Genomic DNA, 21,662 nt, shown 5'->3' with positions numbered 1-21,662 from the left:
TGCACATGAGCTTCACAAATTGGATTTCGTCATCTCGGGCGGAAAGGACATCATCCTGCCGAAGGCTCTTGAAAACGAACATAAGAGTGGAATGTCGTGGATAGCCTGCTTTTAAAGAAGACTCATGATCGGAAGGGCGCTCCGCACCCTGTAAACTCTGTAACCGAGCGGTAAAGGTGACAAAACGCTGGTCCAGTGTGCCATATTTCCAACTTTCACCGCTGAAGCCCTTTGGTAGCAACAAATTTACTTATATTGTGACCAGCCCAACCCAGCGGAAATGTCGAGCGCCGCCCGGCCAAGGACTTCGCGCGTTTCCTCCAAGCCAGTCTTTTGCGATCCGTCGATCGTGACGAGGAATGGAATCGTCAGCGCTGCGCAGACATGACCATCGAAGCCGAACACCGGAAAGCTGATGTCGGTCACTCCGGCAGTGCGGGCGCTAGGTTGCATCTCGTACCCTTGCAGTCGCACCGCATCCAAGCGCTGCTCCAGCCGCGTCTGAAAATCGAGCGCGATACCCAGGCTGCAAATAACCTTAGCCCGTCGATCCTGCGCAGCGAAGGCAAGCAGCACGTGGCCAGAGCAACTGGTCACCAGATCGACCACGGTGCCCAGGCGAATGCCGAAACCTACGGGGCCCATGTTCTCCTGTCGGTGGATCACCGTGGCACGCCCGCCGGTTTCGACGACGAGATGACACGACTGATTAGTGGCACTCGACAGTTCGTACATTACCGGAGCCGCGACGTTGCTGAGCGTCTGCGCGGGCGTAGCGCGGAACGCCACGTCAAGCACGCGGTACGTCACGGTGTAGCGATCGTTCACCGGATCCTTGGCCAGCCAGCCGAGCCGCTCCATCACGATGATGATACGGAACACCTCGCTGATCGAGCGGCCCAGCTTCTGCGCGATCTCGCTGATCGTCAGGCCGCGCGGCTCCGCAGCGAAAAGTTCCAGTATTTGGATGCCCTTCTCCAGCGCAGGCGCAGAATAGGCCCGCTTGCTGCCGGAGGTGCTGTCGTCGTCGTCTTTCTGGGCCATGTCAGTGCGGATAATGGAGCGTACAGGCGCGCGCAACTCGCTTGAAGAACATACACGTCTTCACCCCAGGAGAATAAAACGATCGGCCGCAGCGAGGGTGCGGCTGCGGCCGACAGGGGGAGTAGCCGGATCAGAATTTGATGCGAGCACCTGCGGTAAAGCGTCGACCGAAATCGTACTCGCTGAGCAGCACACCCTGCAGCGTCTCACGCTTGAGCGTGGCGCCGGTGACGTTGCTGGCGTTGAAGGTGAGCGACAGGAACTCGGTAACATCGTAGTTCGCAGAGATGTCGAGTTGCCCGTAGGGCTTCTGACGATCGCCGTCGCCGAACGTCCCCGCCACACTGTTTACTGCCGCGCTGCGATACGAATAATTGGCTCGGACGCCGAAGCCCGCCTTCTCATAGTATGCGCCGAGGTTGTAGCTGCGCTTGGACACCCCCGGGATCGGCACTTTCGGTCCGCCGGCGGTTGTCGCCACGTCGCTGACGTCGAGCAGCGTGAGGTTCGAAGTGACGCCCAGACCGTCAAAAGGCGAAGGCAGCATGTCTAGCGGCACCTGGGCGTTGAGCTCAACCCCCTTGATCTTGCCGCCCTCGCCGTTGTCCGGACGGAAGGTGCGGAAGTCCATTGTCACGGTGCCCGTCAGCGTGGACTTGATCGTACGCGTCTCCACCGATGTGGTGTCAACGATGAAGTTCTTGACGTCCTTATAGAATACCGCAGCCGAGAGCAGGCCTGTCTTGCCGAAGTAGTATTCGAGCGAGAGGTCGGCCTGATCGGCAAGATAAGGCTTGAGAAACGGGTTCTGCGTGGTGATCGTGCGCACGTTGGCGTTGATCGCCACCGAGGGCGAGAGACGGTTGAGATCGGGCCGGGTCATCGCCCGGGCGAGGCCCACGCGTACGATCAGGTTTTCGGTCGCACTGAAGCGCAGGTTAAAGCTGGGCAGCCAGTTCGAATACGCGTTCTTAAATGCGATCGGGCCGCTGCTCGGCACGATCAGAGTGATGCTGTCGTTCTGGAGTTCGGCGTTGGCAATATCTGCGCCGAAGCCGTCCGAAGTCACCCGTGTGCGTACGTAACGCAGGCCGATATTGCCCGAGAGGCGATCATCGGCGGTTGCGAAATCGGCACGGGCATAGCCGGCCAGCACCTTCTCGCCCACCGTGAACTGATTGGTGCGATCAATGGTGAGCGTACCTTTGGCCAGCACATCATCAAGACTGACGTTGGCGAAAAGCTTCGAATAGTCGGGCACCAGGAAGACGCCAAGGCCATCGCCAATGAAGCGTGAATAATCGACGACCTTGAGCAGGTCCGCAGCCGAAATCGCACCGCCCTCCACACCGGGAAGGTACGGTGTGCCGTAGATCTCCGAAAGCACCTGCGGGCTAACGAAATAGCGCGGACGGGCCCCGAACTCGATCTCGTCCTCGCCATAGTAGCCGCCCACCTTGACCGAACGGATGAATCCACCGTCGAAATCGTACTTGAGGTCGAGGCGGCCGCTCTTGTTTGTCTCGGTCGTCTTCTGGCCTCGAATGGCAGAAAAGCTGCGGAAATAGAACGTGCTGGGATCGAGCGGATCGTAACCGCGAGTATATTCGATGTCCGGAACTCCGCCCAGATCACCGCCGATGTCATAGGACGCCGAAGCGCGCGAGATCGGCGCGAACGAATTGCGATCGGAAACGTTGCGCACTGATCGGCCATATGTCGCCTCGCCCGAGACTGTCAGGCGATCGAAGGTGACCTCGCCGCCCACTGCGAAGTTCAACGTGCGGTCTTTCGTCACCCAGTCGAGATTGTTGGACTGGTGATCCACCCCGTCCGCATCGAGGAAGGTGAGCAGGTTGTTCTCACCCACGGTGCTGCCACGGACAGCGCCGGTCGGGCCGCCGATGTTGGTCCAGCGCAACTGATGCTCGAAGCGGTTGAAGCCATCGGTGAACCAGGTGGCGAGACCGTCGGCATAGAGGTTCACGTTGTCGGCAGGCTTCCACTGCAACCCGCCAACCACCGCCTTGCGCTCGAAATCGCCCTCGTCGGAAACGAAGGTCGTCGCATGATCGAAGCCATAGGCTGTGTCGGAGCGCGTACCGTCAAGGTTGTAGTCATAGCCGCCGCTGGCGTTTTCTTTGCGCTGCTCGATGCCGTAGCCGGTGAAGCCCGCCTGAATGACCTTGCGCTTCTCGTAGTTCACGCCAAGGTTCACGCCGAAGCTGCCATCGCCGAACACGCGGTTGACGAAGGCCGATACATGGGGCGTCATCTTCTTCGGGTTCGTCTCGTAAAGCCCTTCGGCCACCACGGTGACGATGTTCTTGCCCACATCCGCCGGACGGTTGATCTTGACGTTCACCGTTGCCGAAAGGCCGCCGTCGATCATGTCGGCGGTGGGGGTCTTGCTGACTTCCACGGTGCTGACGAAGTCCGTGGGCATCGAGGTGAACGAGAACCCGCGCGTGCCGTTGGGCGATGTCAGCACGCGCCCATTGTAGAGCGTGCGCGTGAAGTTCTCTGACAGGCCGCGCACGCTGACGCCGCTGCCTTCGCCCTTATTGCGGGTAATCTGCACGCCGGTCACGCGCTGGAGCGATTCCGCCAAGTTGCGATCGGGAAACTTGCCGATGTCCTCCGCCGAGATCGCTTCCACCAGGTTGGGCGCGGCGCGCTTGATATTCGCAGCGTCCTCCAGGCTTCGGCGAATGCCGGTTACGATGATTTCCTGTTCAGTAGCGCTATCATTCTTTGGTACAGAGACGCTCCCGCGCTGCACGGCGTCCTGCGCGAAAGCGGGAGCACCGGCGCCTACCGATAGCAGCGCGATCAACGATACAGTCGGATGCAGATACCTCATTGTTCTTCCTCTCCTTTGCCGCCCCCGATCTTTCGCGAGGGCCGGCCGACTTCGTTCGGGTTACGTAGTGGCGACGACGCGCTGGCGCTGTTCGCCCAGCCCTTCGATGCCGAGGCGAATTTCATTGCCAGGCTGCAAATAGCGTGGCGGCTTCAGGCCAAGGCCAACGCCGGCGGGCGTGCCGGTGGAGATCACGTCGCCCGGCTGCAGGCTCATGAACTTCGACAAGTGCGCGATGATCTGAGGCACGGTGAAGATCATGTCCGCCGTAGTGCCGTCCTGATGCCGTTCTCCGTCGACTTCAAGCCAAAGGCGCGCGTTGGCGATGTCAGGCACTTCGTCGGCGGTGACGAGCCAGGGCCCGGTAGGTCCAAACGTGTCACACCCCTTGCCCTTGTCCCAGGTGCCGCCGCGATCGAACTGAAAACTACGCTCGCTGACATCGTGGACCACGCAGTATCCCGCGACATGATCGAGCGCGTCGGCTTCCTGGATATAGGCGCCGGCCTTGCCGATCACGACGCCCAGTTCCACTTCCCAGTCGAGCCGGTCCGAACCGCGAGGCTGCACTACGTCGTCATTGGGGCCGCAGACTGCGCTGGTCCACTTGTTGAATACCACCGGCTCGGCCGGGATCGCCATGCCGCTTTCGGCCGCGTGGTCGCGGTAATTCAGGCCTATGCACACGAACTTGCCGATCCGGCCGACGCAGGCGGCAAGGCGCACCTCCCCCTCGACCACCGGCAGGCTGGTGATGTCGAGCGCGCGCACCCGGGCGAGACCTTCGGCGGTCAGCACCGCGCCCGCGATATCGTCGACATGGGCGGAGAGATCGCGAATACGGCCTTCCGCGTCTAGCACGCCAGGGCGTTCCTGCCCTGCAGCGCCGAACCTGAGCAACTTCACGTCCTAACCTCCTTCATAGCACCACCAGCGCCTTGATGACGCCGGAATCCGGCTCCATTAGCCGTCCGATCGCTGCGGGAACCTCGGCGAAGGGCAGCGTGTGGCTGACCACAGCCCCCAGCGGAAAAGCCCGGGCGCGCAAGACTTCGATCACGTCCGCAAAATCCTGGTGCGTCGCGTTGCGACTGCCGATCAGGCTCATTTCGCGCTTGTGGAATTCAGGGTCGCTGAAGCGGATGTCGGCGGTCACGATCGACACCAGCACATAGCGTCCGCCATGCGCGACATAGGCAAAGCCAGCCTCGATAGCCGGGGCATTGCCGGTTGCGTCGAACACGCAGTCGAAGAATTCGCCATTGGTCAGGGCCGCTAGACGCTCCGCCGTGTCCGCGCCCAGTGCCTCGCCGTGATGCGCGCCTAGCTTATCCACGCAGAGGGCCACGCGGCTTTCATTGCCATCCAGCACGGTCACATCCGCCCCACCACGCGCGGCGAAGAAGGCGGTCGCCATACCTATCGGGCCCGCGCCCACCACCAGCACTCGTTCGCCGACCTGCAATACCGCGCGGCGCACCGCGTGGCGGCCGATCGATAGAAATTCGACCATCGCGATCTCGTCGAGCGAAAGCCCTTCGGCATCGATCAGATAGCGCTCATCGATGGCGAGGTATTCGGCGAGGCCGCCATCCTTGTGAACACCCAGCACGCTCATCGCCGCACAGCAGTTGGGCTTGCCGCCCCGGCAGGCGATGCAGGCGCCGCAGGAGTGATAGGGCATGATGCACACGCGCAACCCGGGCTGCCACTCGCTGCCCACGCCCGCCGAAACGATCTCGGCGGCAAGCTCGTGGCCCGGTACGCGCGGGTACGAAAGGTAGGGCTGAGTGCCGCGCACGATGTGATAGTCGGTGCCGCAGATGCCCACACGGCGAATGCGAACCAGCGCTTCGCCCGCGGCCGGAACCGGCATGGCGCACGTATCGAGTATCAGTCGGCCAGGCTCGACGCAGCTGATTCTATTAATGCTTGGCAAGAAGCCTCTCCATGCTTCGTCGACCCTGGCGGGCGTTACGAACGATATACCGCTAACATTATCACCAGTGCAATCTGATTTTGCATATAGAATTACGTTTTGAGAGAAATTAGTGATTCCTGGCGCGGTGAAGCACCTGCTCCCGAAGACGTAAGATCGTCAGCGGCCTTGCGAACTCGGGAAAGTAGCGGAAAGGAGAATCCTGCAAGCAGTTGCGGGCAACTGGCGCTTGAGGCCGACCAGCTTGAATTCGCGAACCGATGTTCCCGGCCCAAGCGAAGATTGATCGCAGCCAGCGATACCGGATCAAATCCGCGACGACGTATGCTTAGATTTCCGGCGTCCAGTCACCGAACATGCCGCTACGGGAGAACGCCCGCGCTCCCTCCTCCGTCAGCATGATCCCCCGACGAGGGCCCAGGGCACCGGGGCCGCTGTTCGCATATTCACGAAAGCGCGCATGCTCGGGCTCGAACCACTGGCGCGGCGTGCCGAACCACATGCGGGTCCAGCCTGTCGGCGCGATGTGGCGGCCCATGGCGCAGCGCAGGAACGCCGCCATGCCCACCGAGTTCATGTCCGGCTCGGAACCCGTTTCAGTCCGCCGCGACGCACGCCACGGACGTCCCAGGAACACGCTACACTCCGGCACCCCGACTTCTGCTACCAGCGTGCACTGGTCGAAGACGAGGCCCGCCGGCCGGCTCAGCATGGTACTGGGAGCGGCGATATAGCCTTCCACCGGCACGATGCGCGGGCGCGATACGATCGTGCAATTCTCGAAACGCGCAGTCGCACCGCCAAAGATGAAATCGTAGCTGCCGGCGATACGGCAATCGGCGAACAGGGCGCGCCCGCCTGCGCAGAACAGCGTATCTTGATGGCTCGCGAGGCCGCATCGCAGGATAGTCGCGCAATCAGCGGCATTGCCCAGCGTCAGCGCAATGGCCTGCTGGCTGCCGCCCTCGTCGGCCTTAAGACCATCCGGCTTTCGCATCTCGCTCCAGGCATCGAAGGCGTTCTCGATACTGAGGTCCTGCGCATGGAAGCCCGGCGCGCGCACATTGAGCACGGCACTACGGAACGTGCCATAGGGCTTGCCGTCCGGCGCGATGGCCCCGGCATAAGCGCCCGCCCGCAGGAAAGTTCGCTCCTGCCCTTCGCCGAACAAGCGCAGGTTCGGCCGCTCCACAATAGTCTGCCCCCAATGCTCGCCGGCCACGACCCGCACGTTCGCCGGCGTGCTCACCCGGCCCAGTTCGCTGTCGAGAAATGCGCGCAAGGTGGGGAAACGGGGCATGACGTCCGTGCCGCCCGGACCAATCACCGCATCGAAAGGGGGGGCGGCGCGCGCCGGGACGCGCGCCAGCGCTACCCCGCCCAGCCCCAGCGCAAATGTGCGGCGCGTAATGTGCATGGACGCTAATTAGCCCAGCAGGCGGTCGAGGTGGGTATAGCCGCCATCGGGGAAGATCCATTGCCCGGTGGTGTGACTCGACCGTGTGGAAAGCAGGAACAGCACCGTATCCGCAATCTCCCGGTCGGTCGTCATCCGCCGACCCAGCGGAATGCGCCGGTTGATTTCGGTCAGCTTGGCTTGAGGGTCATCGAAACTCTCGATCCAGCGCGCGTAGAGCGGCGTCATCACTTCCGCAGGTAAAACTGCATTGACACGAACACCATCTCCCACTAGTGCCGCCGCCCATTCGCGTGTCAACCCCAACTGCGCCGCCTTGGACGCGACATAACCGCTGGTGTTGCCCTGCCCCGTCACTGCCGTCTTGGAGGAAATGTTGACGATTGCTCCCTTGCTGGCCCGAAGATGCGGCAGGCAGTGGTGCGCCATGCCGTAGTAATGCGCGAGATTGGACTGGACTGACGCCATGAACGCTGCAGTCCCCGCCTCCAGATCGACACCATCGTTGGTCCCGGCATTGTTAACGAGCCCGTGGATGCCACCTGCCCTAGTCGCAATCTGCGCTACCGCCTCGCGGCAGGCGTCGTCATCTGTGACGTCAACCTGCGCGAAGATCGTCGCGGGCTGAGTTGCGCGGATTTCCGACTCGAACTCGGCCTTCAGCGCGCTGCGTCCGAGGATTGCAGGAATCGCCCCTTCGCGTGCAAGCCCCAGCGACACCGCACCGCCGATCCCCGCGCCACCACCAGTCACGACGACGACTTTTCCTTTGAGTTCCAGGTCCATCAGGCCACCCGATACTGTGCTATGGATTGCGGCTTCATCTCGATCGAAAAACCAGGGCGCGTCGGCGGCATGTAAGCCGCGTCACGGATCACGCAGGGGTCGATGAAGTGCTCGTGCAGATGGTCGACAAATTCGATCACGCGGTCCTCCATCGTGCCAGAGAAGCACAGGTAATCGATCATCGACAAGTGCTGTACGTATTCGCACAGGCCCACTCCGCCGGCATGGGGGCACACCGGCAACCTGTGCTTCGCCGCCATCAGCAACACCGCGAGAATCTCGTTGACCCCGCCGATGCGGCAACTGTCGATCTGCACCACATCGATCGCGCCGCGCATGATGAACTGCTTGAACAGCACTCGGTTCTGGCACATCTCGCCGGTGGCGACGCGGATCGGGTGAATCGCCTCTCGGATGGCGCGGTGCGCCTCCACGTCGTCGGGGCTGGTCGGCTCCTCGATGAACCAAGGCTCGGCGAAGGCGAGTGCCTTGATCCATTCTATCGCCTGCCCTGTCTCCCATATCTGGTTGGCGTCGATCATCAAACGACAGTCCGGCCCGACTGCCTCGCGCGCGATGCGCAGGCGGCGGATGTCATCCTCCAGATCGCGGCCGACCTTGAGCTTGACGTGGCGGAATCCCGCCTCGACCGCCTCGGTGGCCAGCCGGCGCAGTTTCTCGTCCGAATAGCCGAGCCATCCGGCGGAGGTGGTGTAGCAGGGGTAGCCGGACGCGGTCAGCCGCTCCACGCGCTCAGCCTTGCCTGCGACGCGGGCGGTGAGCAGGTCCAGCGCTTCCTCGGGTGTGATGCAGTCGGTGATGTAGCGAAAATCGATGCAGCGCACGATCTCCTCGGGACTCATGTCGGCAATGAGCTGCCAGACCGGCTTGCCCTCGACTTTGGCCCAAAGGTCCCACACGGCGTTGACGACGGCACCCGTCGCCAGATGCATCGCGCCCTTGTCCGGGCCGATCCAGCGCAACTGACTGTCTCCGGTGATATAGCGCCAGAAGCGGCCCGGATCCGCGCGCACCCAGTCCAAGTCGAGGCCGACCACCAGCGGGCGCAGCGCCTCGATCGCGGCGACGCAGATCTCGTTGCCGCGCCCGATCGTGAAGGTCAGGCCGTGGCCCTCCAGCCCGTCGTCAGTTTCGAGGATCACATAGGCGGCGGAATAGTCCGGGTCGGGGTTCATTGCATCCGAGCCGTCCAGAGACTGGCTGGTGGGAAAGCGGATATCCGCCGTGCGAAGGCCGGTGATGCGTGTCATTCGACCGTCCACCCCCCGTCGATAACGGCCGTCGTGCCGGTGGTGAAGGCGCTTTCATCCGACGCGAGATAGAGCGCGAGCGCCGCGATCTCGTCCGGCTGGCCAACTCGGCCGAGCGGCTGGCGCGCGGAGAATGCGGCATGGGTCGCCTCGAAACTCTCGCCGGTCGCCTCGGCCTGCGCCTGCATCCGCGCGCGCAACGACGGGCTTTCTACGGTGCCGGGGCAGATGGCGTTGCAGCGCACGCCGTCAGAGACGAAATCCGCCGCGACGGATTTGGTTAACCCGATCACGGCAGCCTTGCTGGCGCCGTAGGCGAAGCGGTTGCGCACGCCGATGATCGACGAGGCGACCGAAGAGATGTTCACGATCGAGCCCGCGCGCCGCTCCACCATCGCCGGCAGGTACGCCTTGATGAGCCGGAACATCGCGGTTGCGTTGAGGTCCAGCGAGGTGGACCACTGAACATCCGTGCAATCGAGCAGGGTGCCTGGGAAGACGATGCCGGCGCAGTTCACCAGGACCTCAGCCTCCCCGGTCGCCCCGGCCAGCGCGGCAGCGGCCTGCGGATCGGTGAGATCCGCAATATGCGGGGTCACGCCCTTGAGCGTGGCGAGCCCTTGCGCATCTCGGTCCACCGCGTGGACCGTCGCGCCCTCGGCGACGAAGCGCTCGGCGATGGCGCGGCCAATCCCGGCGGCGGCGGCTGTCACCACGGCTTTTTTTCCGGCGAGTCTCATGCTGGCTCCTTTAAGCAGTACGAAGGTCCAGGCCGGTCAGGACGACCGCCTTGCCCGGCTTGAAATCGATGGTGCGGCGCACGTCCCCGCAGCGGACCTCGTGACTGCCGCCAATGGCCGAGACGACACGCGCCTGCGCCAGCACGCCGCGCTTCCAAGAAAGATCGACCATGCAGGCCCCGCGCGCACGCAGCCCCCGGATCGACCCTGTCGGCCAGGCCGAAGGGAGCGCCGGAAGCAGGTGGATTTTGGTGCCGACGCTTTGCATCAGCATTTCCGTGATGCCGGAGGTGCCGCCGAAATTACCGTCGATCTGGAACGGCGGGTGCGCGTCGAACATGTTCGGATAAGTCCGCTCCGGCCCCAACAGGAAGCGCAGGATGGAATGCGCATGGTCGCCGTCGCGCAGGCGCGCCCACAGGTTGATGCGCCAGGCCGTGGCCCAGCCGGTTGCCTTGTCGCCGCGGATCTCCAGCGACTTCTTCACCGCTGCCGCGAGTTCAGGTGTATCGTCCAGGTTGATCTGCGCATCGGGAAACAGACCGAATAGGTGCGAGACGTGGCGGTGATGCAGGTCCTTCGCGCCCGCGTCCCAATCATCCTTCCATTCCATCAGTTGGCCCTGCGAGCCCACGCGGTTGGGGATCAGCTTGCCCTTCAACGCATCTACCTCGGCCACGAATGCCGCGTCCGTTTTCAGCACACCCGCCGCCTGGGCTGTCACCGTGAACAGAGCGCGCAGGATCTGCATGTCCATCGTCGGCCCCGCGCAGAGCGATCCTTCGCCATGCCCGTGGTTGTTCTCGGGCGAAAGCGAGGGGTTGGTGACCATCCAGCCGGTCTTGGGGTCCTTCACCAGCGTATCGAGGAAGAACTCGCAGGCGCCCTTCAGGATCGGATAGACGTTGGCGAGGTACTGGGCGTCGCGGCCATAGTCGTAGCGGTCCCACAAATGCAGGCACAGCCACGCCCCGCCCATCGGCCACAGGCCAAACTGCGGGCCGTCGATCGGGCCGGTGGCACGCCACAGGTCGGTGTTGTGATGACACACCCAGCCCCGCGCGCCGTACATGTCGCGCGCCATGCGTGCGCCGGTGACGGCAATGTCGCGGACCAACGCGATCAGCGGCTCGGTCATCTCGGGCATCGCGGTCGGCTCGGCCGGCCAATAGTTCATCTGGGTATTGATGTTGATCGTATACTTCGATCCCCAGGGCGGATTGACGCTGTCGTTCCAGATGCCTTGCAGGTTCGCCGGCTGCGATCCCGGCCGCGAAGACGTAATGAGCAGGTAGCGCCCGTACCGGAAATAGAGCGCCGCCAGCGCCGGATCATTGGCCCTTTCGGACTGGCCGATGCGCTCGTCGGTCGGCTTGTCCGTCTCGGCATTGCGGCCGAGGTCGATCGAGACGCGGCGATAGATCGCGCGGTGATCCTCGGCCGTCCTGTCAGCGATGGCGCGGAAGGTCTTACGCGCGGCGGCCGCGATCTGCACGCTCGTGATCGCCTCAGGATCGCCGCTGACGTCAGTATAGTTGCGATAGCTGGTGGCCATGGCAATCAGGATCGTCGCCTCAGTGCCGCCGCGTATCGACAGACTGTCGGGCGTCGAGGAAACCGTGCCGCCGCCGTTGATCACCTTTACGCGGCCCTGAAACTTAAGCGCGCCGGCAATGCCGTGCTGGGTGTTGTTGATGCCTTCGAGCAGCAGCACATCACCGGGGAGCGAGCGCACGGTGTGCTTCGTCTGCGGCACGTCCATCTTCAGATCGAACGCCAGCTTGCCCGGCTTCGATGCCTTCAGCTGCACCGCGATCACCTGCTCCGACGGGGAAGCGACGACGCTGCGTTCATAGTCGACCCCGTCCACGGTGAAGCGGGTGGTGTGGCGCGCGGCGTCGATATCCAGCTGGCGGCGATAGCTACCCTTGGCCGGTTCGCTCAGACCGGGGAAGGACAGCAGCAGGTTGCCAAGCACCTGGTACGACATCTGCCGCACCGGCACTGCCATCAACTTTTCCTTGGCGATCGCCTGAGCCTCGTCATAGCGACCCTCGAAGATCAGCTTCCGTACTTGCGGTAGCGCGGCTTTCGCGTCGGGGTTGACGGGGTGATAGGGCCCGCCGCCCCACAGGGTGTCCTCGTTCAGCTGCAGCCGCTCCTCAGCCACGCCCCCGAAGACCATCGCGCCGATGCGGCCGTTGCCCACGGGCAGTGCCTCCGTCCATTCCTTCGCGGGCTGGCGATACCAGAGCATGTCGTCCCCGGGCGCATCTCGGACGCCCGCCGCAGCGGCTTCGGCACCGGGAGCGCCGAGCAACGACAGCGCCGCGACAGTGGAGCCGCCCGCGACCAGTTCACGGCGGGAAACGGCGAAATCTTCAAGGTTCACTGTACTGTCTCTCCATCTGCCTGCGCTTCGATGCGCGCATAGGCACGCCGCGCGTTGCCACCCATGATCGCCGCGCGCTCGACCGGGCCGAGCGGGGCAAGCAGCCGTTCGACCAGTGCCAGCACGCGCGCGTATGGCGCCGCGAGCCCGCAAACCGGCCAGTCCGAACCGTAGATCAGTCGCTCCGGCCCAAAGCAGTCGAGCAGGTGCGCCATATACGGTGCGATTTCGTCTTCTCGCCAGATTGCCGGGTCCGCCTCGGTGACGAGGCCGGACAGCTTGCAATAGACTGGATAGGCACGCGCGACGGCGGCGATGCGCCCCGCCCATGGCTCCCACTCGCCCTTCGCAATGGCAGGCTTGGCGCCGTGGTCGACCACGATCGCGCCCGCCGTCCCCGCGCGAATCCCGACTGCGTCGAGGAAGGCCGGCACATGTTCAAGCTGAGGTGCACGGACGAGCAGGTCGTAGGTAAGGCCGCGCTCCAGCACTGCGCGCACGCCGCGCTGGAATGCCGGATCTAGAAGAAAGCGCGGATCGGGCTCATCCTGAACGACATGACGAAAGCCGATTAGCCGCACCTGGCGCGACCATTCCTCTATACGCGCGGCAACGTCCCCGGCGCGCAGGTCGATCCAGCCGATCACACCAGCAATCCACGGACTGGCTGCTGCGAGATCGAGAAGCCAGCGCGTCTCCTCCTCCGTCTGCCGGGCTTGGACCGCTATGCTATGGACGATGCCTGCTGCGTCCAGGTGCACACGCAGGTCCGCAGGATCATGATCGCGCGCCAGAATCGAGCCCTGCTCTATCCACTCGAATTGTGCCGCGTCGTAGCGCCAGAAATGCTGGTGCGCGTCGATCCATCCTTCCATTTTCCCACCGCTCCCGCGTTACTATCGTATTTGACAGTATGTTCTATATGTGAAAGTTAGCGCTATATTGAAATTGGCGCAAGGCGGAAATGACGCCGCGCGCGCCACGGCCATTGTCTTCGCAAGCGCATCTCGACAGGATGTGCACGGGGCGGGAGAGGAAACATATGGGTATCAGCATGCCGCCCGCAGAGGCGACGGGGCTGCCGACCGGGAAAATCGAAACCGATGACACGCAGGAGCGCAAGGTCCACTTCGTGACTCCGGGCTTTCGCGCCGGGTTTGTGCTGGTCACCGCCATGTTCTTTACCTGGGCGCTGGCGAACAACCTCAACGACATCCTGATCCGGCAATTCCAGAAAGCGCTGGCGCTGTCCCGCGCCGAAGCCGGGTTCATCCAGTTCGTGTTCTATCTCGCCTACTTTCTCTGGGCGATCCCGGCCGGGCTGATGCTGCGCCGTTTCGGCTATCGTGCGGGCCTGCTGCTCGGCCTGGCGCTATACGCGGCAGGTGCGTTGCTGTTCTATCCGGCAGCGGAGGTCCATCGCTACTGGGCGTTCCTCCTCGCCCTGTTCGTGCTGGCATCGGGCGCCGCATTCCTGGAGACGGCCGCGAACCCCTTCATCGCGCGCTTCGGCGATCCGTCGCGCGCGTCGCAGCGCCTCACGTTAGCGCAGGCGTTCAACGGTCTCGGCGCGGTCGTCGCTCCCACTATCGGCGGCATCTTTATCTTTTCGGGAGTCGAGCACAGCGCGCAGGACATCGCGACGATGTCCGAGGCGCAACTGCAGACTTACCGCGCATCCGAAGCAGCCATGGTCCAGGGGCCGTACCTTGCCCTCGCGGTGTTCGTCGTCATGCTGGCGATCGCCATCGCGCGGGTACGGCTGCCCGCCATCCCTCGCAGTGCGGACCAGACGACCGGCACCCTGCGCGCCGCCTTGCGGAACCGACAACTGGTGGGCGCTGTGATCGCGCAGTTCTTTTACGTCGGCGCGCAGGTCTGCGTGTGGAGCTACTTCGTCGACTTCGTGAAACATCTCATGCCCGCAACGCCCGAGAAGACCGCCGCCTACCTGCTTTCGGGCAGTCTGCTGCTGTTCATGACCGGACGCTTCGCAGGCGCCGCGCTCATGCACCGCATTCGACCAACCCGCCTGCTTGCGATCTTCGCCATCGCCAATGTCATCCTGGTCGCGCTGGCCATGACATTGGCCGGCAACGCTGCAGTGGCAATGCTGGCGCTCACCAGCTTCTTCATGTCGATCATGTTCCCCACTATCTTCGCGCTGGGCATCCGCGACCTTGGCGAAGGCACAGCGCTGGGTTCCTCTCTTATCATCATGGCTATCATCGGCGGCGCGGTGTTCCCGCCGCTGATGGGTCTATTAAGCGAGCGGACTGACTTGCAAGCGGCGCTCTTCCTTCCCCTCGCCTGCTTCGCAATCGTCGGCGCGTTCGCCAACATCGCGAAAGACTAGGTAGCTCAACATGTACACACCCAAGGCCCCGTAATGATCACCGCCTCGATCCCCGACTTTCGCGAAGCCGCACGCCGCACGCTGCCGCGCTTCCTGTTCGAATACATCGACGGCGGCTCCTATGCCGAGGCGACGCTGCGCCGCAACGTCTCCGACCTTGCCGAACTCGCCCTGCGCCAGCGCGTGCTGCGCGACGTCTCGGCGCTGGACCTGTCGACGCAGCTGTTCGGCCAGAAGCTGGCCCTGCCCCTTGCATTGGCGCCGATCGGGCTGGCCGGCCTCTATGCCCGGCGCGGCGAGACGCAGGCGGTGCGGGCGGCGCAGAACGCCGGCGTTCCCTTCACGCTCTCCACGGTGGGCGCCTGCACCATCGGCGAAGTCGCCAGGGCTGCGGACCGCCCGTTCTGGTTCCAGCTCTACATGATCCGCGACCGCGCCTTCATGAAGGACCTGCTGGCGCAGGCGGTCGAGGCCGGCTGCTCCACCCTCGTCTTCACCGTCGACATGCCGGTCCCCGGCAGCCGCTATCGCGATTACCACACCGGCCTTGCCGGGTCCGGCGGCATCAAGGGCGCGCTATGGCGCTTCGCGCAGGCCGCCGCCCGGCCCGGCTGGGCATGGGACGTCGGCATCAACGGACGCCCGCACACGCTCGGCAACGTGGCCCCGGTGCTGCAGGGCAGGACCGGGATCGAGGACTTCTTCGCCTGGATGCGAAACAATTTCGACCCCTCGATCAACTGGCGTGACCTCGATTTCATCCGCTCCGAATGGAAGGGGCCGCTGATCATCAAGGGCATTCTCGACCCGGATGACGCGCGCGAAGCCGCAGAGCTGGGCGCGGACGGCATCGTCGTCTCCAACCACGGCGGGCGGCAGCTCGACGGCGTGCTTTCCAGCGCCCGCGCCCTGCCCCCGATCGTCGATGCGGTGGGAGACCGCCTGACCGTGCTGGCCGACGGCGGCATCCGCTCCGGCCTCGACGTGGTGCGGATGCTGGCGCTGGGCGCCAAGGGCGTCCTGCTGGGCCGCGCCTGGGCCTGGGCGCTCGCGGCCGGAGGAGAAGCAGGCGTCACGAAGATGCTCAAGCTGATCGAGGCCGAAATGCGCGTTGCCATGGCGCTCACCGGCACCACCCGCGTCGAGCAGATCGACCGCAACTGCTTGGCGCCACTATCGAAAAAGTAGTGCGGGTAGATTCCACGGAAGCCCGGCGGACCCGTCGACATCGACAAAACACACAAGATTTGTCAGCATTGAATTCTGTGGCTCCTAATTTCACAGTAGTGTCGCGACCTCGCCGCAAACAGCCAATCTATAATCTACGGTGTGAGTAAAAATCATTGGGCTATATCACGTCCACATTCCAAAATGGTGTTTACTATTTTGCTAGGCGAATTTTTCATTACCAGATTAAAGCGGGAAGATCGTGAAATCCGCGAATATTTTATTTCAATTCGGATTTCAATTGCTTTATTTCCCCACCCTCGCCCCAATCCATCCAATATCCCCTTTAAAGAATGCTTTGAGCCGCCAGCGCTCAATTAAGTTCAAGTTAAGTGTCTGTCCTTCTTTTATCAAAGAGAAGTCCTTGGCACCCCTTCCACGAGGCGAATAAACAGCATAGCGAGTCGTCGGCAGCTTGTTTGTTTTGCCCGGCGTCCATTCGGTAAATCCGCCCGGAACCAACAGTACATCTATGGTTGGCTCCAAGAAAATCACTGAAGCATAATCGCGCCATGGCCGCCCCAGCGAGACGTTGCGGGCGGCAGGGTCTGCGGTGAGGCGGCAGTCCTCGAACACGAAGGCGCTGTCCTCGTCCGGCGCGTTGCGGCTCTGGGCGGTGTACATGACGGATTCGTGCGCCTCGCCGTGCAATTGGCACTTGCGGAAGAACGCCTTGGCATTGCCGAACACGAAGTCGACGTGACCGGCGATGTAGCATTTCTCGAAGTAGGCGCGGGTTTCCTTCCCGCCCTGCCCGTCGTTGACGAACAGCGTGTCCTGATGACCGAGCATCCGCACGTTCGACACCACCGCCGCGTCGCCGGTCAATGAGACCGCCACCGCCTGCGAGGGCGCATGCGCGGGATCGAGCCACCAGTCGTTGGCCACCGTCAGGTTGCGCAAGGTGAAGGACGCGCCGGTCACGCTCAGGGTCGCGGACTTGAAGGTGCCGCCTGCCGTCATGGCGGAATCGCCGTAGACGAGGACGACGTCGTCCGGCCGCCTGCCGGTGCCCGCCAGCGTGACGTCGGCGGCGCTGACGGTCAGCTTCTCGCGGTAGGTTCCCGGCGCGATGAGCACTTTGCCGCCCTCGACCGCCACCGCGTCGATGGCGGACTGGACGGTGTGGAATGCGCCTGCCTTCGCCGGATCGACGTGGACGGTGCGGGCCATGGCAGGCGCGCTCAGCATGGCAGGTGCGACGAGCGCCGCGCAGATCAGTCGATGGTTCACGAAGTTCTCCCCTGTCCCGCCAGCCATGCGATGGCATTGGCGAGGAAACGGCGCTGCAGCGGCGCCACCATGTCCGGCATGCGGTGGACCACCACGCGCATCCGCTTGTTCGCGGCCACCAGCGTCGCGGCACCATTGTGGCGATCGTGATCGCGGCTGTAGCCCGCGACGATCTCGACGCCCGGCCCGTCCACCAGCAGCCCGTTCGAGAGGCGTCCATCGACCTGATGGAAGATCCCCGCCGCCCGGTCCGCCGGGATGCCGGCGAACAGCGGGTGCGCTCGCAGGTAGTTCCAGTTGCCCATCCACGGCGCGCGGATATCACCCACGGTGCCCTTGAATTCCAGCAGTCCAAGGTCCGCAAGTTGCCGCGCAACGCCTTCGGACAAGCCGTCCTCCGGCACCAGCGCCAGCAGCGGCACGCCCGAGCGCACGGCGGCCAGCACCTGCGACGACAGTTCGCCGAGCACCAGTTTCGGCTTCTCGCCCTTCCCGGGCTGGGCTTCGAGTCCGGTCTGCTCCCCGATCTGGCGGCGGCCGATCTCATCCGCCTTGAGGCCCGAGGCGATGACGAGATCGTACCGCTGCCCAGGCCGGAACTCCTCCAGCCGGAGGCCGGGCAACGCCTCAAGTTGCGCCCGAAGACTACGCGCGATCCCGGAGACGGCGATGCGCCGCCCGGATGCCACCTGCGCGGGCAGCCCCGTCACCCAAAGGCTGCGGGTGAAAGTGCCATCAGGCGCGCCGGAGAACGACAGGCTCACCTGCCACTCCCCTTCGCGTGCCAGCGCAGGCGTCGTGACTTCGCGTGCGACCAGCTGGCTGAACCGGTCCGGCGCCGTGGCGGCGGCAGGATAGCACCCCACTTCCACCACCGCGCCTTGCGGATCGCGCAGGGACAGCGCCAGCTCGCCGCTCACCGCCTTGCCGGTATCGTTGAACAGGAACAGGTCGAGCACCGCGCTCTCCCCGGCCGCGTAAGCCAGCTTGCGCTGCTTGGCGACGGGGCGCACCGGCATCAGGCTGGCGCGCACCAGCGCCGGATCGGCCTTGAAGCCGCGCAGGTTGTCGACGATGCCGGAGTGGTTCTCGATCGCAGTGGTCTCCCACCCGCTGATCGCCGCCACATCCACCTCGTCGCCGATGCGGATGTTCTCCATGTAGTTGGCCCAGGCATCGTAGCTCTTGGCGCCGACCGACAGGAACAGGTCCTGCGCGCTGGGGAATGCCTTGCGGAACCCCCAGCGCTCCAGGAACGCCTCGGTATTGGCGAGGATCACCGCATGGTCGGCAAGGTCGTAGGAGCGGCCGCCGCCCTTGCGGATCGTCTCGACCATGGCGGCGTGATCGTCGGCGACGGCGCAGCCTTCCATCTCACCGAACTCGACGATGAAGGGCTTGCCGGTCTGGCGGTGGATGTAGTCGTCCGGGCTCTTGTAGAAGGCGTCGTACCACTGGTCGCCCGCGCCCTGGTGGTTGTCCCACCAGCCACCCCACTCGACCTCGTCCGAGCGGTAGTAACGGTCGCTATAAGGCACGTACATCGCCTGGGAGGCGCCGCGCTGGACGAAGCCGTCGTTGAGGATCACCGTGCGGCTCGGATCGGCGCGGTGCATCGCCAGCAGCACCGCCTGGACGTCGGGGTTGGCGAGGTCCGCGCCCAATTCGTTCTGCAGCGTGTACTGCACCAGCGAGGGGTGCGAGCGGAACGCCCGCACCATCGCCACGCACTTCTCCACCTGATAGTCGCGGGCAAAGCGGTCGGCGTCGGAGAGTTCGCCGTTCTTGCCGTAGCCCGCGATGGCGAAGCGGCCGCCGCCCGGCTCCATCACGCGCAGCAGGCCCATCTCGTCCTGCCGGTCGAGCACCTCGCGCTTGCCGACGTTGCGGTGAAAGTGCAGGCAGTTGAGGCCGAGCGCCTTGGCCGCCTCGACTTCCTTGGTCGCAAGGTCAGGGCGCGGCCAGAGCCCGTTGAAACCCCAGTAGCCCCACGAGATCGCCGAGTAGAGCTTGATGCGCCGCCCGTTCAGTCGCAGCATCGCGTCACTGCCCAGCCCCTCCGGCGCGAACCAGCGGAAGCCGAAGCGCACCTCGGCCGCGTCCTTGCCGAAGGAGAGGCGCAGCGTGTGCAGCACCGGCGTATCGAGATCCCACAACCGCGCGTCCCGTGCCTCGACACGGAAGCGGACATGCGCGGTGGTCCCCTCGACGCGCGCGTCCTCCAGCGTCACTTTCGCCGGAATCCTCGCGCCTTTGCCATCGAGCAGAACGGCTTTGGCGAGCTTCCCGGCCTTTCCGGCCAGCGCGATGTCGCGGCAGGCAATCTCCATGTGCGCTGTCACCACATGCGGATCGGGCGTGTTGAGCACCCAGGCGTCGGCCACATGCGCATCCAGCGGGTGGCTGGTGAGATGCACATCCCGGTCGATCCCGCCGAACCCGTGCGAGCGGAACAGCTTCACCGCGCCCCAGGTCATCGTGGTGGAATCGCGCCAGTCGTAGCGGCCGCCGGGATTGGTGATGCGGATCGCCAGCCGGTTGCGCGCGCCGGGCCGCAGCGCCTCGGTCAGATCGCAGACGATCGGCAGCTCGGCCATGATCGAGTAGCCCACCAGCTTCTCGTTGAGGAACACCTCTGCCCGCAGCCGTGCCCCGCGAATGTGGAGCAGCGTGCGCCGCTTCGCGAACAAGGCGGGGGCATCGAAGTCCTTCGTCCACCACGAAACCCCGCGATACGCGCCGTTCTGCGGCACGGGATCGTCGTTGGCATAGCGGTACTCGTCGTCGGTATAGGGCCGCTCGCCCAGCTTGCCCCAGACATGCTCCTCCACCGTGGTCGGCAGGGTGACGGCGACCGACGGTGCGCTGTCGAGAATGCCCCAGCCCCCGGTCGGCGGATTGACCGGCAGGCTGGCCAGATCGACCTTGGAGGGCAGATGGATACGATCGTCCTCGAACCGCGCCTCACGGTCGAGCCACAGGCGCCAGCCCTCGTCAGGCAGCGAGAGGCGATTGCCGCCTTCCACCGCCAGGGCGGTCGCAGGCAGCACCGTGAGCGCGCCGGATGCGCCCGCGACGCCGAGGAAGCCCCGGCGATCGAGCGCGGTCACCGGCGCATCTCCGATAGGCGTGTGGATCGGTGCTGTTCCATGCCATCCCTTCCCCTGTTCGCGGCGCCGGCTTTCTGCCCGACCGTCGAATTTGAGATAGCGCTATCATTCAAACAGGGAGATGCGCAAGAGGCTTGGCCAGGAGAACGCCAAATCTGATCATACTTACGCTCGCAATGACGAACGTGAGAGCGATCGGATCAGGCCGAAGGCGCCGCGTCGGATTCGCGGCGGATCAGCTCGAAGCTCATCTGCCTGTGCCGAGGAGCCAGACGGCGTCCGTCACGGGCGGTGCGGATATCGTCGACCAGTTGCAGCACTGCCGCGCGCGACATGTCGGCGATGGGCTGGCGGATCGTCGTCAGTTCCGGCCAAGTCGTGGTCGCCTGCGGAGCATCGTCGAAACCGACCACGGTGAGGTCGCCGGGCACGTCCAGCCCCATGCGATGCGCCACCGAGACCACCGCCGCCGCCATGTCGTCGTTGCTGGCGAAGATCGCGGTCGGCCGTTCGGCCAGCGCCAGCAGTTTGTGCGCCGCGTCGAGGCCCGACCGATAGGTGAACAGCCCCTCCACCACCAGCGCAGGGTCCGACACCAGCCCCGCCTCCCCCAGCGCATCGAGGTAACCGTAGAGGCGCAGCGCCGAGGCGGTCTGGTCGGGATTGCCGGAGACGAACCCGATCCGCTTGTGCCCCTGCGAAAGCAGATGCTGCGTCATCGCCGCCGCCGCCGCGCGGTCGTCGATGTTGACGGAGGAGAGGAACACCGGCGGCCGTCCGGATGCCACCGCGACGCCGGGCACTTCAGCCTCCTGCAGCAGCCGGTGAATGTCGTCGGCATCGCAGAGCGGCGGCGGCAGGATCAGTCCGTCGACCCCGTTGTCGATAAGCCGCTGGACGATCTCGGCGCGCTCTTCCTTCTTCTCGCACAACTGCACGACCAGTTGCACGTTGGCCCGGCTGGCCTGATCGAGACTGCCGACGAGGAATTCGTTGAGGTAGCCTGCGCTGGGGTTGCTGTAGAGTAGGCCGATACGAATCTCGCTCGCCGCCGCGAGGTTGCGGGCGGCGGCGCTGGGCGAATAGTTCAGCGCCTCAATCGCGGCCTCGACCCGCTCGCGCGTTTCCTCGCGCACGTTGGCCTTGCCGTTCATCACGCGTGACACCGTCATCAGCGAGACCCCTGCCTCGCGCGCCACGTCGGAGATGGTGTTGCCCGCACGCGAGCGGCGCGAGGAGCGTGGGCGCATGGGCGATCCGCCAATATCGTCTGCCATGCGTGCC

15 protein-coding genes are annotated in these 21,662 nt (G+C 64.4%); 2 read left to right on the top strand and 13 right to left on the bottom strand.

The window, feature by feature from the left end:
- Nucleotides 1–246 precede the first annotated feature (246 nt).
- From QRN25_RS09915 to QRN25_RS09870, 10 genes are all read right to left on the bottom strand, one after another.
- The gene (locus QRN25_RS09915) at nt 247–1,080 is read right to left on the bottom strand and encodes an IclR family transcriptional regulator (RefSeq protein ID WP_285019253.1); all 834 of its coding nucleotides are present in this window, start codon (nt 1,078–1,080) and stop codon (nt 247–249) included.
- Between the two features lie 94 nt (nt 1,081–1,174).
- Entirely contained in the window at nt 1,175–3,907 is a 2,733-nt protein-coding gene (locus QRN25_RS09910) for a TonB-dependent receptor (RefSeq protein WP_211151391.1), read from the bottom strand.
- A 60-nt stretch (nt 3,908–3,967) separates the two neighbouring features.
- On the bottom strand, nt 3,968–4,813 hold the full coding sequence (locus tag QRN25_RS09905; protein ID WP_285019252.1) for a fumarylacetoacetate hydrolase family protein: 846 nt from the start codon (nt 4,811–4,813) through the stop codon (nt 3,968–3,970).
- A 13-nt stretch (nt 4,814–4,826) separates the two neighbouring features.
- Nucleotides 4,827–5,783 (bottom strand): zinc-binding alcohol dehydrogenase family protein, encoded by a 957-nt coding sequence (locus tag QRN25_RS09900; RefSeq protein WP_285019251.1) that lies wholly within the window; start codon nt 5,781–5,783, stop codon nt 4,827–4,829.
- Between the two features lie 391 nt (nt 5,784–6,174).
- A complete protein-coding gene (locus tag QRN25_RS09895; protein ID WP_285019250.1) occupies nt 6,175–7,263 on the bottom strand; it encodes a pectinesterase family protein in 1,089 nt (362 codons plus the stop codon).
- A gap of 9 nt (nt 7,264–7,272) precedes the next feature.
- A complete protein-coding gene (locus QRN25_RS09890; RefSeq protein WP_285019249.1) occupies nt 7,273–8,049 on the bottom strand; it encodes an L-fucose dehydrogenase in 777 nt (258 codons plus the stop codon).
- Nucleotides 8,049–9,320 (bottom strand): L-fuconate dehydratase, encoded by a 1,272-nt coding sequence (locus QRN25_RS09885; RefSeq protein WP_211151386.1) that lies wholly within the window; start codon nt 9,318–9,320, stop codon nt 8,049–8,051. Before QRN25_RS09885 ends, QRN25_RS09890 begins: the two co-directional genes overlap by 1 nt.
- Nucleotides 9,317–10,060 carry an SDR family oxidoreductase gene (locus QRN25_RS09880; RefSeq protein WP_285019248.1) on the bottom strand — a complete coding sequence of 248 codons (744 nt, stop codon included), beginning with the start codon at nt 10,058–10,060 and terminating at the stop codon, nt 9,317–9,319. Before QRN25_RS09880 ends, QRN25_RS09885 begins: the two co-directional genes overlap by 4 nt.
- 10 nt (nt 10,061–10,070) lie before the next feature.
- On the bottom strand, nt 10,071–12,452 hold the full coding sequence (locus QRN25_RS09875) for a glycoside hydrolase family 95 protein (protein WP_285019246.1): 2,382 nt from the start codon (nt 12,450–12,452) through the stop codon (nt 10,071–10,073).
- Nucleotides 12,449–13,327 (bottom strand): amidohydrolase family protein, encoded by an 879-nt coding sequence (locus tag QRN25_RS09870; protein ID WP_285019244.1) that lies wholly within the window; start codon nt 13,325–13,327, stop codon nt 12,449–12,451. Before QRN25_RS09870 ends, QRN25_RS09875 begins: the two co-directional genes overlap by 4 nt.
- Nucleotides 13,328–13,494: 167 nt before the next feature.
- Between QRN25_RS09870 and fucP the strand changes: the two genes are divergently transcribed.
- Together fucP and lldD are read left to right on the top strand one after the other, a co-directional pair.
- Nucleotides 13,495–14,808, top strand: a complete 1,314-nt coding sequence (fucP, locus tag QRN25_RS09865) for an L-fucose:H+ symporter permease (protein ID WP_248006235.1) — start codon at nt 13,495–13,497, stop codon at nt 14,806–14,808.
- A 33-nt stretch (nt 14,809–14,841) separates the two neighbouring features.
- On the top strand, nt 14,842–15,996 hold the full coding sequence (gene lldD, locus QRN25_RS09860; RefSeq protein ID WP_285019240.1) for an FMN-dependent L-lactate dehydrogenase LldD: 1,155 nt from the start codon (nt 14,842–14,844) through the stop codon (nt 15,994–15,996).
- Between the two features lie 285 nt (nt 15,997–16,281).
- Here the strand turns inward: lldD and QRN25_RS09855 are convergent, their stop codons facing one another.
- The 3 genes from QRN25_RS09855 to QRN25_RS09845 all read right to left on the bottom strand — a co-directional run bounded on the left by QRN25_RS09855 (nt 16,282) and on the right by QRN25_RS09845 (nt 21,655).
- Nucleotides 16,282–17,268 (bottom strand): pectinesterase family protein, encoded by a 987-nt coding sequence (locus tag QRN25_RS09855; protein ID WP_285019237.1) that lies wholly within the window; start codon nt 17,266–17,268, stop codon nt 16,282–16,284.
- Nucleotides 17,265–20,378, bottom strand: a complete 3,114-nt coding sequence (locus QRN25_RS09850; RefSeq protein ID WP_285019235.1) for a sugar-binding domain-containing protein — start codon at nt 20,376–20,378, stop codon at nt 17,265–17,267. Before QRN25_RS09850 ends, QRN25_RS09855 begins: the two co-directional genes overlap by 4 nt.
- A gap of 200 nt (nt 20,379–20,578) precedes the next feature.
- Entirely contained in the window at nt 20,579–21,655 is a 1,077-nt protein-coding gene (locus QRN25_RS09845) for a LacI family DNA-binding transcriptional regulator (protein WP_285019232.1), read from the bottom strand.
- Nucleotides 21,656–21,662: the final 7 nt, after the last annotated feature.

The sequence above is a fragment of the Novosphingobium sp. fls2-241-R2A-195 genome (genome assembly GCF_030209485.1).
In the GTDB taxonomy this organism is placed as follows: Bacteria; Pseudomonadota; Alphaproteobacteria; order Sphingomonadales; family Sphingomonadaceae; genus Novosphingobium; species Novosphingobium resinovorum.
This window is presented reverse-complemented; position numbering and strand designations above follow the sequence as displayed.